Source organism: Streptomyces sp. R11 (assembly GCF_041051905.1).
In the GTDB taxonomy this organism is placed as follows: Bacteria; Actinomycetota; Actinomycetes; order Streptomycetales; family Streptomycetaceae; genus Streptomyces.
Genome location: NZ_CP163432.1, coordinates 7,575,641 through 7,591,051, shown reverse-complemented (window position 1 = coordinate 7,591,051; position 15,411 = coordinate 7,575,641). Strand labels below are relative to the sequence as shown.

Below are 15,411 nucleotides of genomic sequence, written 5' to 3'. Positions count from 1 at the left end.
CTCGGCTACGGTCGTACTCATGACCATTGTCCCGTCCGGCAGCACCGAGCCCGTCGGCACCCCCTCCGGCCCGGGCGTCGGCCCGCTGCTGCGGGTCTGGCGGGAGCAACGGCGGGTCAGCCAGCTGGAGTTGGCGCTGCGGGCCGACTCCTCGGCGCGGCACATCAGCTTCATCGAGACGGGCCGTTCGCGGCCGAGCGAGGAGATGGTGCTGCGGCTTGCCGAGCACCTGGACGTGCCGGTGCGCGAGCGCAACGCGCTGCTGCTGGCCGCGGGCTACGCGCCGCGCTATCCGGAGACCCCGCTGGACGACCCGGCACTGGACGCGCTGCGCGCGGGCATGGAACAGCTGATCCAGGGCTACGAGCCCTACCCGGCTCTCGTCGTGGACGCGATGTACAACGTCCACGCGGCCAACCGGGGCATCCTCATGATCCTCGACGGCATCCCGGAGCACCTCCTCGAGCCCCCTCTCAACGCGATGCGGCTGACCCTGCACCCGGAGGGCCTCGCACCGCGCATCCGCAACCTGCGCGAGTGGCGCGGCCATCTCCTCGCGCAGATGGAGCGGCAGATCGCGCTGCACCGCTCCGAGCCGCTGCGCACGCTGTACGAGGAGGTGGCCGCCTACCCGGTTCCGGAGGAGGGGCCCGGCGCCGCACCCGCCGAACCCGTCCCGTACTTCGCGCTGCCGATGCAGATCGAGCACGAGGGCCGCGTGCTGTCCTTCATCTCCTCCATCTCCACCTTCAACACCCCCATGGACGTGACCGTCGCCGAGCTGGCCATCGAGACGCTGCTCCCGGCCGACCCGGCGACGGTCAAGTACCTTCAGTCGCTGCTGCCCTGACGGGCTTTCAGGGCCAGGTGCTGCAGCACGGCGAACCCTGCGACGGTGAGTGCCTGCAGGACCGTCCACACGCCACCCGCGGTGGACGGCGACAGCCACAGTGCGAGGGCGGCCGGACTCAGCACGCTCCAGGCGAGGTTGGCCTCGATCACGGCACGGACCGGGAGCGCGGCGGGGCGGGGACGGGAGGCGAGCAGGCCCACGGCTGCGGCGTACACGGTGAGGAAGGCACCGAGGGCGAGCAGCAGAGTGCTGTCGACCCCGAGCAGCCGTCCCAGCGGACCGGAGGCGGCGAGGTAGGCGAGCCCGTTCGCCCCCGTCACCACCGCGTCCAGCGCCAGGAAGCGGCGCAGCACGGTCTGCGGGTCGGAGGTCCGGGCGAGCGCGGTGAGCGAGGTGGCGGACATGACGAATCACCCTCCGTCGAGGTCGGGTTGAGCTACAGGTCGAGTAGAGATGCGCGGGCCCGGATCCCGGGCCGGAGTGCGCCGGCCCGGGATCCGGTGACTCCACCGTCTCGTGTCCGGATCGGGCGGTCGATTACTTGTGGGGTAATGGCAACGCCCCGAAGGCGCGGGGAACATGGCACACTGCTCGACGTACTTTCGGCGCGTAGGGGAGGCGTGGCGTGAGTGAGCGGCGGCCCGCGCCGACCGTGGGTCAAGTGGTGCTCGGCAGACGCCTGCAGGAGCTGCGAGAAGCGGCCGGGCTGGGCCGCGACGAGGCCGCCCGCGTGCTGCGGGTGGCCGCGGCGACCGTACGCCGGATGGAGACGGCCGAGGTCGCGCTGAAGATCCCGTACGTACAGGTGCTGCTGGAGACGTACGGCGTGCCGGAGGACGAGGCGGCGGCGTTCGTCTCGCTGGCCGAGGAGGCCAACCAGCCGGGCTGGTGGCAGCGGTTCCACGACGTGCTGCCGGACTGGTTCAGCCTGTACGTGAGTCTGGAGGGCGCCGCCCGCATCGTCCGCTCCTACGAGCCGCACTTCGTACCCGGCCTGCTGCAGACCGAGGAGTACGCGCGCGCCGTACTGGAGGCCGGGACGATCGGGCAGACGGGGCCCGAGACCATCGAGCGGCATGTGTCGCTGCGCATGGAACGGCAGCGGCTGCTGGAGCGCCCGGACCCGCCCCACATGTGGGTGATCATGGACGAGACGGTCCTGCTGCGTCCGGTGAGCATCCGCGGCGAGGTGATGCGCGACCAGCTGGACAAGCTCCTGGAGTTCGCCGAGCGCGACCGCGTCACGCTGCAGATCGCCGAGTTCGCCTCGGGCCCGCACCCGGGGACGTACGCGCCCTTCACCCTGTTCCGTTTCGCCGAGCCCGAGCTGCCCGACATGGTCTACACCGAGTACCTGACCGGCGCCCTGTATCTGGACTCCCGCAAGGAGGTCGCCGCGCATCTGGAGGTCCTGGACCACATGTCGACGGCCGCCGCGTCGGCCGAGCGCACGAGGAAGATCCTGCGCGAACACCGCGAGGACTGCTGAAGCCAAGGGCCACGAAGGCCATCGATCCCCGAGGAGAACACACCGCATGACCGGTTCCGAGGCCGCGCCCACCCGCGTCGACACCAGCCGGCCGCACCCGGCCCGCGTCTACGACTGGTGGCTCGGCGGCAAGGACAACTACCCGGTGGACGAAGAGCTGGCCCGGAAGATCCTCGCCGTGGACGGCACGGTCCTGCGCGGGGCTCGCGCCAACCGCCGGTTCATGCACCGTGCCGTGCGCACCGTCGCCGAGGCCGGGATACGCCAGTTCCTGGACATCGGCACGGGCATCCCCACCGAGCCCAATCTGCACCAGGTGGCGCAGGGCGTCGCCGCGGAGTCCAAGGTCGTGTACGCGGACAACGACCCGATCGTGCTGCGGCACGCGGAGGCGCTGCTGCACGGGTCGGGAGAGGGCAGCACCGACTATGTGCACGCCGACGTCCGGGACGTCGGCGTGCTGCTGGGCCGGGCCGGCGAGTCCCTGGACTTCGGCCGGCCGGTCGCGCTGTCGCTGGTCGCGCTGACCCACTACCTGGGCGACGACCCCGACGGCGACGACGTGTACGGCCTGCTGGAGAGGTACGTCGCCGCGCTCGCCCCGGGCAGCTACCTGATCCTCTCCCAGGTCACCCCGGACCTCAGCCCGGCGGCCATCGAGAAGGCGGCGAACCACTTCCGGCACAGCGGCACCCCGTTCTTCCCCCGGTCGCTGCCCGAGTTCTCCCGCTTCTTCGACGGTCTCGAGCTGCTCGGCCCCGGCGTCATCCCGGTCTACGGCTGGCGGCCGGAGGCGGAGGACGTGGCGGCCCAGGCGGAGGGCATCGTGCCGGTGTACGCGGGGGTGGCGCGCAAGCCCTAGCAGTACGGGTGCCCGGCGGCGGTTACCCGTACGGGTGCGGTGAAGGGGTGCGCTCCCGCGCCCCGCCCTAGGTTCGGGACCAGAGCCCCGGCCCCCGGGCAAGCAAGGGAGCGCCTGTGACCGACACGCGGATACCGCCCGTGCCGCCCGCCGAGCCGGGCGCGGCGCTGCTCAAGGCGGGCAGGTGGTTCCGGCCGGGCACGCCCGCGCCCGATCTGCACAGCGTCGCGCTGACGGGCGGGCGCGAGGCGGACGCCTTCTACCGGGACCGGTGGAGCCACGACAAGGTCGTGAACTCCACGCACGGCGTGAACTGCACGGGCTCGTGCCGCTGGCAGGTGTACGTCAAGGACGGGATCATCACCTGGGAGACCCAGCAGACCGACTATCCGAGCGTCGGCCCCGACCGCCCCGAGTACGAGCCCCGCGGCTGCCCCCGGGGCGCGGCCTTCTCCTGGTACACCTACTCCCCCACCCGGGTGCGCTACCCATACGTGCGCGGTGTCCTCCTGGAGATGTACCGGGAGGCGAAGCAACGCCTGCGCGATCCGGTCCTGGCCTGGGCCGACGTCCAGAACGACCCCGAGCGCCGCCGCCGTTACCAGCAGGCGCGCGGCAAGGGCGGCCTGGTGCGGGCGAGTTGGGACGAGGCGATCGAGATCGTCGCCGCCGCGCACGTCCACACCATCAAGACGTACGGCCCGGACCGCATCGCCGGTTTCTCCCCCATCCCCGCGATGTCGATGGTGTCGCACGCGGCGGGCGCCCGCTTCCACTCCCTCATCGGCGCCCCGATGCTCTCCTTCTACGACTGGTACGCAGATCTGCCGGTCGCCTCCCCGCAGGTCTTCGGCGACCAGACCGACGTACCGGAGTCGGGCGACTGGTGGGACGCCGCGTATCTGATGATGTGGGGCTCGAACGTCCCGGTGACCCGGACGCCCGACGCGCACTGGATGGCGGAGGCCCGCTACCGGGGCCAGAAGGTCGTGGTGGTCGCACCCGACTACGCCGACAACGCCAAGTTCGCCGACGAGTGGCTCCACCCGCACCCCGGCACGGACGGCGCGCTGGCCCTCGCCATGGGGCACGTCGTCCTCAAGGAGTTCTTCGTCGACCGCGAGGCACCGTTCTTCGCGGACTACGCACGGCAGTTCACCGACCTGCCCTTCCTGGTCACACTGGAGGAGCGGGGCGGCGCCTACGTCCCGGCGAAGTTCCTGCGCGCCTCGGACCTCGGCCAGGAGGGCGCGAGCGCGGAGTGGAAGACGGTCGTGCTGGACGCCGCCACGGGTCGTGCGGTCGCCCCGAACGGCTCCCTCGGCTTCCGCTGGTCCGAGTCGGGAATGGGCAAGTGGAATCTCGAACTCGGCGACATAAGACCGCAGTTGAGCCTGTACGGCAGTGAGGTCGCCGCGGGTGTCGAGGTGCTGCTGCCACGCTTCGACACCGAGGGCGGGGCGCATGGGCAGGGGCGCGGGGACGTCGTCAGGCGTGGTGTCCCGGCGACGAAGCTCGGCGGCGCGAAGGGGCCGCTGGTCACGACGGTCTTCGATCTGCTGCTGGCGCAGTACGGAGTGGCGCGGGAGGGGTTGCCCGGCCGTTGGCCCGTGTCGTACCACGACCGTGACGCGCCCGGCACCCCCGCCTGGCAGGAGGCGCACACCTCCGTCCCGGCCGCCAAGTGCATACGCATCGCGAGGGAGTTCGCGCGGACCGCCGAGCGGTCGAAGGGCCGCTGCATGATCCTGATGGGCGCCGGCAGCAACCACTGGTTCCACTCCGAGACGATCTACCGCGCCTTCCTCGCCCTGCTCCAGCTCACCGGCTGCCAGGGCCGCAACGGCGGCGGCTGGGCGCACTACGTGGGCCAGGAGAAGTGCCGTCCGGTGACCGGCTGGGCGACGCTCGCCTCGGCCTCGGACTGGTCGCGACCGCCGCGTCAGATGATCGGCACGGCGTACTGGTTCCTCAACACCGACCAGTGGCGCTACGACCGGTTCACGGCCGACGTGCTCGCCTCGCCGCTCGGCACGGGCCGGTTCCGGGGGATGACGGGCGCGGACTGTCTCGCGCTGTCGGCGCGGACGGGGTGGATGCCGTCGTATCCGACCTTCGACCGCAATCCGCTGGAGCTCGGCGAGGTGTTCGGCGACCCGGTGTCGCGCGTGGTGGCCGAACTGCGCGCCAGGACACTGAAGTTCGCCTGCGAGGACCCGGACGCGCCGGAGAACTGGCCGCGGGTGCTCACGCTGTGGCGGGCCAACCTGCTGGGCTCGTCGGCGAAGGGCGCCGAGTACTTCACCCGGCACCTGCTCGGCACGCACTCGTCCCTGCAGGCGGAGGAGGCTCCCGAGGACGTACGGCCGCGGGAGGTGACCTGGCACGACGAGGCGCCCGAGGGCAAGCTCGACCTGCTGCTGTCGCTGGACTTCCGGCAGACGTCGTCCACCCTGCTGTCGGACGTGGTCCTGCCCGCCGCGACCTGGTACGAGAAGCACGACCTGTCCAGCACGGACATGCATCCCTTTGTGCACTCCTTCACCCCCGCCGTGGACCCGCCGTGGCAGGCCCGCACCGACTTCGACGCGTTCAAGGCACTGGCGGAGCGGCTGAGTGAGCTGGCCGTCGGCCACCTGGGGGTGCGCAAGGACCTGGTGGCGACCCCGCTCCAGCACGACACCCCGGGCGAGATGGCCCAGCCGGGCGGGGTCGTCCTGGACTGGAGGCGCGGGGAGTGCGATCCGGTGCCGGGGAAGACGATGCCGAACCTCACCGTCGTGGAGCGGGACTACACGGCGATCGGCGCCAAGTTCGCCGCGCTCGGACCGCTGGCGGAGCAGCTCGGCCTGCCCGCCAAGGGCATCACGCTGAGGCCCGACGAGGAGGTCGAGGACCTCCGGCACCTGAACGGCCAGACACTCGGCGGCCGGCCCTTGCTCGATACGGCCGTGAAGGCGGCGAACACCATCCTCGCCCTGTCCGGCACCACCAACGGCCGCCTCGCCACCCAGGGCTTCCGCACGCTTGAGGCCCGCACCGGCCAGGAGATGGCGCACCTGGCGGCGGAGCACGAGGGCAAGCGGGTCACGTACGCGGACACCCAGGCGGCGCCCGTGCCGGTGATCACCTCACCGGAGTGGTCGGGCAGCGAGTCGGGCGGGCGGCGCTACACCGCCTTCACCCTCAACACCGAGCACCTCAAGCCCTGGCACACCCTCACCGGCCGCCAGCACTTCTTCCTCGACCACGACTGGATCCACGAGCTGGGCGAGGCGCTTCCCGTCTACCGGCCGCCGCTGGACATGAACAAGCTGTTCGGCGAACCGCGCCTGGGGCCGGACGGGCAGAAGGAGGTGACGGTCTGCTATCTCACCCCGCACAACAAGTGGTCCATCCACTCCGAGTACCAGGACAACCTGTTCATGCTGGCGCTCTCCCGGGGCGGCCAGAACATCTGGATGTCCCCGCAGGACGCGGACGCGATCGGCGTCGTCGACAACGACTGGGTGGAGGCGGCCAACCGCAACGGCGTGGTCGTCGCCCGGGCCGTCGTCTCGCACCGGATGCCGCCCGGCACCGTCTACATGCACCACGCGCAGGAACGCACCATCGGCGTCCCGAAGACGGAGGCCAGCGGCAGGCGCGGCGGTATCCACAACTCGCTCACCCGGCTGATCCTCAAGCCGTCCCATCTCGTCGGCGGGTACGCCCAGTTGTCCTGGGCGTTCAACTACCTGGGCCCGACGGGCAATCAGCGCGACGAGGTGACGGTGATCCGCCGCCGCAGCCAGGAGGTCGAGTACTGATGCGTCCGATGGCCCAGATCGCGATGGTGATGAACCTCGACAAGTGCATCGGCTGCCATACCTGCTCGGTCACCTGCAAGCAGGCGTGGACCAACCGTAGGGGCATGGAGTACGTCTGGTTCAACAACGTCGAGACCCGCCCCGGCCAGGGCTACCCCCGCCGCTACGAGGACCAGGAGCGGTGGCGCGGTGGCTGGGAACTGAACCGGCGCGGGGCCCTGAAGCTGAAGGCGGGCGGCCGCTTCCGCAAGCTCGCCGGGATCTTCTCCAACCCCGAACTCCCGGGGATCAAGGACTACTACGAGCCCTGGACGTACGACTACAAGAACCTCACCGACGCCCCGCTCGGCGACGACTACCCGGTCGCCCGGCCCACCTCGCAGCTCGACGGCAAACCGATGAAGATCGAGTGGTCGTCGAACTGGGACGACAACCTCGCCGGCGCCCCCGCCTACGGTGACTTCGACCCGATGGTGGAGAGCGCGCGCACGCAGGCCTCGGACAAGGTGCGCTTCGAGTTCGAGCAGACCTTCATGTTCTATCTGCCGCGCATCTGCGAGCACTGCCTCAACCCGTCCTGCGTCGCGTCGTGCCCGTCGGGGGCGATGTACAAGCGGGCGGAGGACGGCATCGTCCTCGTCGACCAGGACCGGTGCCGTGGCTGGCGGATGTGCGTGACGGGATGCCCGTACAAGAAGGTGTACTTCAACCACGCCACGGGCAAGGCCGAGAAGTGCACGATGTGCTACCCGCGGATCGAGGTCGGTCTGCCGACGGTCTGCTCGGAGACGTGCGTGGGCCGGCTGCGCTATCTCGGGGTCGTGCTGTACGACGCCGACAGGGTGAGCGCCGCGGCGTCGGTGCGCAGCGAACGGGACCTGTACGAGGCGCAGTTGGGTGTCTTCCTCGACCCCGAGGACGCCGGGGTCCGGCACGCGTGCGACGCGGCGGGGATCCCGTACGACTGGGTGGAGGCGGCGCGCCGCTCCCCCGTGCACGCGCTGATCAGCAAGTACCGGGTGGCGCTGCCGCTGCATCCGGAGTACCGGACGATGCCCATGGTCTGGTACATCCCGCCGCTCTCCCCGGTGGTGGACGTGCTGACGGAGACCGGGCACGACGGTGAGGACGCGGGGAACCTGTTCGGCGCGATCGACAGCCTGCGCATTCCGCTGGAGTACCTGGCGGAGATGTTCACGGCCGGCGCCATCGGCCCGGTCCGGTCCTCGCTGGAGAAGCTCGCCGCGATGCGCTCCCACATGCGGGCGATCAACCTCGGTGAGGAGCCGGATCCCTCGGTGTCGGCCGCCGTCGGTATGGAGGCGCACGAGATCGAGGAGATGTACCGCCTGCTGGCGATCGCCAAGTACGAGGACCGGTACGTGATTCCGGCGGCCGCCGTCGCCGACGCCCGGCACCTGGAGGAGTCGGCGCTGCCGCAGGGCTGCAGCCTCGACTACGACGGCGGTCCCGGGATGGGCGGGGACGGCCCCTTCGGCCAGGACCCGGGCCGCAAGCTGCTGCCGCTGGTGTCGGTGGAGAACTTCCACGCCCTGCGCAAACGGCAGACGGCGGACCGCGCGGCCGACCTGCCCCCCACAGCCCCCATGGCCCAATCAGCCGACACAGCCGAGACCGAGGAGGCCTGATGCCGTCCTTCGAGGTGCTGTACCAGGCGGCCGCACTCTGCCTGACCTACCCCGACGACGACTTCCGCGCCCGCCTGCCGCTGCTGCGCGAGGCGGCCCCGCAGCTACGGGAGTTCACCGACCACGCGGCCCTCACGCCCCCGCAGGAACTGGCCGCCCACTACGTCCAGGTCTTCGACTTCAAGAACCGCCACAGCCTGTACCTGAGCTGGTGGCGCGACGGCGACACGCGGCGGCGCGGCATGTCACTGCTGCGCTTCAAGGACGTCTACCGCGCCCACGGCCTGGAGTTCACCGGCGAGGAACTGCCCGACTTCCTCCCCGCAGTACTGGAGTTCGCGGCCCGCACCGGCGAGACCGACCTCCTGCTGGAACACCGGGACTGCCTGGAGGAGCTCCGCGCCCGGCTCACCGACTTCGGCACACCGTACGCGTCCGTCCTGGACGCCGTGTGCGCCACACTGCCGACCGCGCAACCGGGGGCACGCCCATGACCACACTCCTGTGGGGCGTCCTGCCCTACGTCGTCATCGCCCTGCTCGTCGCCGGCCTGGTCTGGCGCCACCGCTACGACCGCTTCGGCTGGACCACACGCTCGTCCCAGATCTACGAGTCGAGGCTCCTGAACATCGCCTCGCCCGCCTTCCACTACGGCATCCTGTTCGTGCTGGTCGGCCATCTGGTGGGCCTGTTCGTCCCGGAGTCCTGGACGGACGCGCTCGGCGTCAGCGAGCGGACGTACCACCTGTTCTCCCTCTACGGCGGCACGGCGGCGGGGGTGCTGACGCTCGCCGGGATCGCCCTGCTGATCTACCGCCGCCGCACGAAGGCACCCGTGTTCCGGGCGACCACGGCCAACGACAAACTCATGTACGTCGTGCTGGCGGCGGCGATCGTGATGGGCATGGTCGCCAAGCTGTCCCACTCCTCCGGCGACGGCTACAACTACCGCGCGTCCATCGCCCCGTGGGCCCGCAGTCTCTTCACTCTCCAACCGGACCTCGACCGGATGGCGGGCGTGCCGGTGCTGTACGAGGTGCACGCGGTGATCGGCATGGTGCTCATCGCGCTGGTGCCGTACACCCGGCTGGTCCACATGTTCAGTGCGCCGGTGCAGTACCTGTTCCGGCCGTATGTGGTGTACCGCAGCCGGGACCCCAGGCAGTTGGGGCCCCGGCCGGAGCGGCGGGGCTGGGAGAAGACGGGGTCCTGAGCGGCCCCTAGGCCGCGCCGCCCTTCTGGTCCTTCTCGTCGTCCACGATCTCCGCGTCCACCACACCGTCGTCGTCCTGCGGTGCGCTCTGCTCGGCGCCCGTGCCGGTGGAGGTGTCGCTCGGCGCCTGCTGGGACTGGGCGTACATCGCCTGGCCCATCTGCTGGCTGACCGAGGCGAGTTTCTCGATGCCGGTGCGCAGGGCGTTCGTCTCGGCGTTCTGCTCCAGCTGCTGCTTCAGGTCCGTGATCGCAGACTCGACCTCGGACCTGGTGTCCGCCGGGATCTTGTCCTCGTTGTCGCGGATGAACTTCTCGGTCTGGTAGACGAGTTGTTCGGCCTGGTTGCGGGTCTCGGCGTCGTCGCGGCGCTTGCGGTCCTCCTCGGCGTACTGCTCGGCCTCCCGCATCATGCGGTCGATGTCGTCCTTCGGGAGGGCCGAGCCGCCCGTCACCGTCATCTTCTGCTCACGGCCGGTCGCCAGGTCCTTCGCGGAGACGTGCATGATCCCGTTGGCGTCGATGTCGAAGGCGACCTCGATCTGCGGGACGCCGCGCGGGGCCGGCGGCAGGCCGGTGAGGTCGAAGACGCCGAGCTTCTTGTTGTACGCCGCGATCTCACGTTCGCCCTGGTAGACCTGGATGCCGACGGAGGGCTGGTTGTCGGTGGCCGTGGTGAAGATCTCCGAACGCCGGGTGGGGATCGTCGTGTTGCGTTCGATGAGCTTCGTCATGATGCCGCCCTTGGTCTCGATGCCGAGGGACAGCGGGGTGACGTCGAGCAGCAGGACGTCCTTGACGTCGCCGCGGATGACACCCGCCTGGAGGGCGGCGCCGACGGCCACGACCTCGTCGGGGTTGACGCCCTTGTGCGGGTCCTTGCCGGTGAGTTCCTTCACGAGGTCGGTGACGGCGGGCATCCGGGTGGAGCCGCCGACGAGGATGACGTGGTCGACCGCCGAGAGCTTGATGCCGGCGTCCTTGACCGCCTGGTGGAAGGGGGTCTTGCAGCGGTCGAGGAGGTCCGCGGTGAGCTCCTGGAACTGGGCGCGGGTCAGCTTCTCGTCGAGGTGGAGCGGCCCTTCGGCGGAGGCCGTGATGTAGGGCAGGTTGATCGTCGTCTCGGTGGAGCTGGACAGCTCGATCTTGGCCTTCTCGGCGCCCTCGCGCAGCCGCTGCAGCGCCATCTTGTCGTTGCCGAGGTCGATGCCGTACTGCCCCTTGAACTTCTTCACCAGGTACTCGACGACCCGCTGGTCCCAGTCGTCGCCGCCCAGGTGGGTGTCGCCGTTGGTGGCCTTGACCTCGATCACGCCGTCGCCGATCTCCAGCAGCGAGACGTCGAAGGTGCCGCCGCCGAGGTCGAAGACCAGCACGGTCTGCTCCTCGCCCCGGTCGAGGCCGTAGGCGAGGGCGGCGGCCGTGGGCTCGTTGATGATCCTGAGCACCTTCAGGCCGGCGATCTCGCCGGCCTCCTTCGTGGCCTGCCGCTGGGCGTCGTCGAAGTATGCGGGAACGGTGATCACCGCGTCGGTGACGTCCTCGCCGAGATACGACTCGGCGTCCCGCTTCAGTTTCTGCAGCACCCGGGCCGACAGCTCCTGGGCCCGGTAGCGGGAGCCGTCGATGTCGCCCTGGTCCGGGAAGCGCCAGTTCGCGTCGCCCATGTGCCGCTTCATGGAGCGGGCGGTGCGCTCGACGTTCGTCACCGCCTGCCGTTTGGCCACCTCACCGACGAGTACCTCGCCGTTCTTGGCGAAGGCCACGACCGACGGTGTGGTCCTGGCCCCCTCCGCATTGGCGACGACAGTGGGTTCGCCGCCCTCCAGGACGGCGACCACCGAGTTCGTGGTCCCGAGATCGATCCCGACCGCGCGTGCCATCGCTGTCCCCTTCCGCCAGGGCACCCCTTGAACTCCAGCACAAAACTTGAGCGGGTTCTTGTCAATGGGACGGGTGACCGCGGGGACGCCCACCAAACGGGGACTGAGCGCTCGCTCAGGGTTCGGGGGCCGGCCCGAAGGGCCGCCCCCCGAGGGGCGCGGGGCTGCATCGATATGCGACTCCGCCGCGTGGGCGCGACAAGCCACGACGGCGCCGCAGCCGCCACCCGGCCCTTCCCGGCACCCCTGTAGGCGACCCGCTAGGCCAACTTCGCCGACAACGTGATCGTCGTCCCCGTCAGCGCCTGACTGACCGGACAGTTCTTCTTGGCGTCCTCCGCGGCAGCGACAAACGCATCGTCGTCGAGACCGGGAACCGTCCCCTCCACGGTGAGGTGAATCCCGGTGATCCCCTCACCCGGCTGGAAGTTCACGTCGGCCGAGGTGACGAGCTTGGTGGGCGGGGTGCCGGCACCCGCGAGGGCGTGCGACAGCGCCATGGAGAAGCAGCTGGAGTGCGCGGCGGCGATCAGCTCCTCGGGGCTGGTCTTGCCGTTCGCGTCCTGGGAGCGCGAGGCCCACGTGACCGGCTGGGCGGCGATGGCACCAGAAGAGTCGAAGTTGACGACACCGTTGCCCTCGAGCAGGTTGCCTTCCCAGACGGTGTGTGCGGAGCGCGTGGTAGCCACGGATCTTCCTTTCGCGTGGGGGCCCGTTTCCTGGGCCCGTGCCCCCATCCGATCACACTCCGGCTCACTGCACCCGGAAGACCGGCCCACGCGGGGTGAACGGCAGACGACGGCCCTGCGGGAGCAGGTACGCGTGCTCGCGCCGCACCCGCAGCACGTCGCACCAGCCGTCCGTGATGACCAGGACGGGCGCGCCGGGCGGGAAGTCGTCGGCGCGCTGGAGGAGGTCGATCCCGGGCTGCAGGACCGTACCGCCACGGCCGTGCACCCGGACCCGCCCCGCGATCTCCGTCACCGGCACGTAGCCGGCGTCGTGCGGTGCCACGTCGCAGAACACCACCCGTGCGGCCGGTACGTCCCGGGCGGCGGCATAGGAGGCGATGGCGCCGAGCGCCTTGCCGAGGAGCACGCTGCCCATCGAGCCGGAGGTGTCCAGGACGACGCCGAAGGTGCAGCGGGCGACCTCCTCGGGCGGGAAGTAGCGCCCCGCGCGCGGGATGTCGGGCGTCGACGACTGGCGGCGCGAGGGACGGGCGTACGTCCGCACCGGCTCCGGACGGGGCACGAACTCGTCGAACCAGCGGGCCAGTCGGGCGTCCCAGGGCAGCGGCGGATGGCTGAGCGCGCGGATCTCCTGGACCAGGCCGCCGGGCAGGAAGCCGCGTTCCTGCTGCTGGTGCAGGTCGAGCCCGTGGGAGAGTCCGCGGCGGTAGAACTCGTCGAGGTCGCAGTAGTCGCCGGGGGCGCCGAGCGGGCCGCCCAGCACATCGCCGACACCCTTGCCGCGCAGGGTGGCAAGGCGGCGCATCCGGCGCAGGTCACCGACGATGCGGTCGTACACCTCCTCGGCGGACAGGCCGCTGAACTGCGCGTCGTACAGCAGCCCTTGGGGCATCTCGCCGACCTGCATCTCGCGCAGCCAGCCGTTGATGACGTAGTCGCAGGCGACGTTGAACAGGTACGGGTCACGGGTGCCGCAGCGGTCGCCGTGGCGCAGGGCGGCGTGCAGCATCTCGTGGGCCAGGATGAACCGCCACTCCTCGTCCTCGAACGTCCGCAGCGGGTTGATGTAGATCTCGCCGGCCTCGGCGTTGACGGCGGCGACGGCGATGCCGTGCGCGCGGGCGAGTTCGGCGTCGGCGACCAGCTTGATGCCGGCCGCGATGCCGCCGAGCAGCGGGTAGGAGGTGATGAACCACTCCAGTGCCCACTGCCACGGCCGCTTCTTGACCGGTTCGCCGAGCATGGATTCGCGGCGGCCGCCCGCCAGGTCCATCGCGGTGGAGACGGTGCGGGTCAGCGCGGTCGCGAAGGCCAGCTGGTGGTCCGGGGGCGACCCGAACCAGCCCATCCACTCCATGAGCACCTGGTCGGCCTCGGAGCCCGCCGTGCCGCAGCGCTCGTACGCGGCCGGGATGCCGTCCCGCCGCCAGCGTGCGGCGAGCTGCTCCTCGTCGCCGTCCGGGTAGGTCAGGGGCAGGTGGTCCGGGGCCTTGCCGACCGGGAAGCTGAGCAGGAAGCGGTTGACGACGACGCAGCGGGCGGCGAGGCCGGCGCGGTCGGGCTGCACCGGCCTGCCCTTCTTGGCAGGGACGTGGCCGAAGCCGAGGTGCAGGACGGCGTGTGCGATCGCCCAGGCCCAGGCGGTGGGTTCGGCGATGCGGTCGGGGTGGACGTGCAGGTCACCGTCGGAGTCGACGCGGACGAGTCCGTCGTGGGGCGCCTGGTCGCACTTCTCCTGGCGGCAGACGGCGAACTCGACGGTGGCGAGCGCGGGATTGGCACGCACCAGTCGCAGGCCCTCGGCGAACGCCTCCGCCGCGAGGTCCCGCTTCTTCTTCCCCTTCCCCTTGTCGGGGGTACGGCTCATCGCCGCGCCTCCACCAGCCGGGGCATGTCCCGCGCGGCCTCCACCAGGAACCACGACGGCAGGACCGGGTTGCCGTCGGCGTCGGAGGCGATGACGCTCTGGGCGACCTCGACGGAGATCTCCGCGAGCTGCACCAGCAGCGACTTCGCGCGATACGCGGTCTGGCGGCCGGTCGCGGACATGTGGTCCTTGCTGACCGGCAGCTCCTTGATGAGGCGGCCGCGGAAGGACTCGGCGAGGTAGTAGAGCAGGTCGCGGTCCTGCATGCGATGCGGCCAGCGGGCGTCGCCCTTGATGATGGCCTCGATGCCGTACTGGCTGCGCACGATCTTGACGTAGCCGCAGAACGCGGTGGCGTGCACGGGCGTCAGCGTGCCGTGTGCGAGGACCTTCAGCGTCTCCTCGTCGAGGTCCCGGCCGAACGAGTGCAGGGCGTCGGAGAGCATGTGCCAGGAACGGGGCGTGGAGAACGGCTCCTCGGTCTTCGGCGGCTTGGACCACAGGTGGTCGGGCCGGTCGGTGAGGTGGTCCAGGATCCACGGGTGGATGCCGTTGTTCGCGGCCCAGGCCAGCCAGTCCTTGGCGGACGCCTCCAGGTGTACGTGGGTGAGGCGGTTGACGAGCGCGGAGGCGATGGGCCGGGCGAGCGCGTTGTCGGTGGCCCGGTTTCCGGCGCCGATGACGATGGATCCCTTGGGCAGCTCGTAGTTGCCGATACGGCGGTCCAGGATCAGCGAGTAGAACGCCTTCTGCACATCCGGGGTGGCCGCGTTCAGCTCGTCCAGGAACAGGCAGTACGGCTCGTCGCGGGCGATGGCCTCCGGCGGGCAGAACACCGAGCGCCCGTCACGGATCTGCGGCACGCCGATCAGGTCCTCCGGCGCCAGCTGGGTGCCGAGCAGGCTCACGCACTCCAGCCCGAGCGACTCGGCGAAGTTCCTGACGAGGGAGGACTTTCCGATGCCGGGGGCACCCCAGATGAAGACCGGCCGCACGGTGGCGAGGCCGAGAAGCAGGTCGGGGATTCGGGCGGGCGTGACGGTTGCGGCTGCCTGCAAAGCAGGGGCTCCCTTGAGGTGTTCGATCGGTTTCGCG

At 70.5% G+C, this 15,411-nt stretch carries 12 protein-coding genes; 7 read left to right on the top strand and 5 right to left on the bottom strand.

All coding sequences use genetic code 11. The annotated features are described in order from the left end of the window. Positions 1–19 precede the first annotated feature (19 nt). Complete coding sequence (locus tag AB5J55_RS34990) at positions 20–850, top strand: helix-turn-helix domain-containing protein (RefSeq protein ID WP_369274443.1); 831 nt, start codon at positions 20–22, stop codon at positions 848–850. On the opposite strand, the gene AB5J55_RS34985 is transcribed toward AB5J55_RS34990, so the two are convergent. Continuing rightward, positions 832–1,257 carry a hypothetical protein gene (locus AB5J55_RS34985; RefSeq protein ID WP_369274442.1) on the bottom strand — a complete coding sequence of 142 codons (426 nt, stop codon included), beginning with the start codon at positions 1,255–1,257 and terminating at the stop codon, positions 832–834. The genes AB5J55_RS34990 and AB5J55_RS34985 overlap by 19 nt on opposite strands. A gap of 221 nt (positions 1,258–1,478) precedes the next feature. Here AB5J55_RS34985 and AB5J55_RS34980 point away from each other — a divergent pair, with 221 nt between their 5' ends. The 6 genes from AB5J55_RS34980 to narI all read left to right on the top strand — a co-directional run bounded on the left by AB5J55_RS34980 (position 1,479) and on the right by narI (position 9,875). Further along, positions 1,479–2,342 (top strand): helix-turn-helix transcriptional regulator, encoded by an 864-nt coding sequence (locus AB5J55_RS34980; protein WP_328878135.1) that lies wholly within the window; start codon positions 1,479–1,481, stop codon positions 2,340–2,342. Positions 2,343–2,388: 46 nt separating this feature from the next. Then, positions 2,389–3,204, top strand: coding sequence for an SAM-dependent methyltransferase (locus AB5J55_RS34975; protein ID WP_369274441.1), 816 nt, complete (start codon positions 2,389–2,391; stop codon positions 3,202–3,204). Between the two features lie 116 nt (positions 3,205–3,320). Then, positions 3,321–7,013, top strand: a complete 3,693-nt coding sequence (locus tag AB5J55_RS34970) for a nitrate reductase subunit alpha (RefSeq protein WP_369274440.1) — start codon at positions 3,321–3,323, stop codon at positions 7,011–7,013. Then, positions 7,013–8,662 (top strand): nitrate reductase subunit beta, encoded by a 1,650-nt coding sequence (narH, locus tag AB5J55_RS34965; RefSeq protein WP_369274439.1) that lies wholly within the window; start codon positions 7,013–7,015, stop codon positions 8,660–8,662. Before AB5J55_RS34970 ends, narH begins: the two co-directional genes overlap by 1 nt. Continuing rightward, positions 8,662–9,156: a nitrate reductase molybdenum cofactor assembly chaperone gene (narJ, locus tag AB5J55_RS34960; protein ID WP_369274438.1), complete on the top strand. Its 495-nt coding sequence runs from the start codon at positions 8,662–8,664 to the stop codon at positions 9,154–9,156. Before narH ends, narJ begins: the two co-directional genes overlap by 1 nt. After that, positions 9,153–9,875: a respiratory nitrate reductase subunit gamma gene (gene narI / locus AB5J55_RS34955; protein WP_369274437.1), complete on the top strand. Its 723-nt coding sequence runs from the start codon at positions 9,153–9,155 to the stop codon at positions 9,873–9,875. The genes narJ and narI overlap by 4 nt, the downstream gene beginning before the upstream one ends. 7 nt (positions 9,876–9,882) lie before the next feature. Here narI and dnaK read toward each other — a convergent pair whose 3' ends face one another. The 4 genes from dnaK to AB5J55_RS34935 form a co-directional block, all read right to left on the bottom strand. Continuing rightward, positions 9,883–11,757 carry a molecular chaperone DnaK gene (gene dnaK / locus AB5J55_RS34950; RefSeq protein ID WP_369274436.1) on the bottom strand — a complete coding sequence of 625 codons (1,875 nt, stop codon included), beginning with the start codon at positions 11,755–11,757 and terminating at the stop codon, positions 9,883–9,885. Between the two features lie 260 nt (positions 11,758–12,017). After that, a complete protein-coding gene (locus AB5J55_RS34945) occupies positions 12,018–12,446 on the bottom strand; it encodes an OsmC family protein (RefSeq protein WP_369274435.1) in 429 nt (142 codons plus the stop codon). Between the two features lie 64 nt (positions 12,447–12,510). Next, complete coding sequence (locus AB5J55_RS34940; RefSeq protein WP_369274434.1) at positions 12,511–14,316, bottom strand: hypothetical protein; 1,806 nt, start codon at positions 14,314–14,316, stop codon at positions 12,511–12,513. Beyond that, on the bottom strand, positions 14,313–15,374 hold the full coding sequence (locus AB5J55_RS34935) for an ATP-binding protein (RefSeq protein ID WP_369274433.1): 1,062 nt from the start codon (positions 15,372–15,374) through the stop codon (positions 14,313–14,315). The genes AB5J55_RS34940 and AB5J55_RS34935 overlap by 4 nt, the downstream gene beginning before the upstream one ends. Positions 15,375–15,411: the final 37 nt, after the last annotated feature.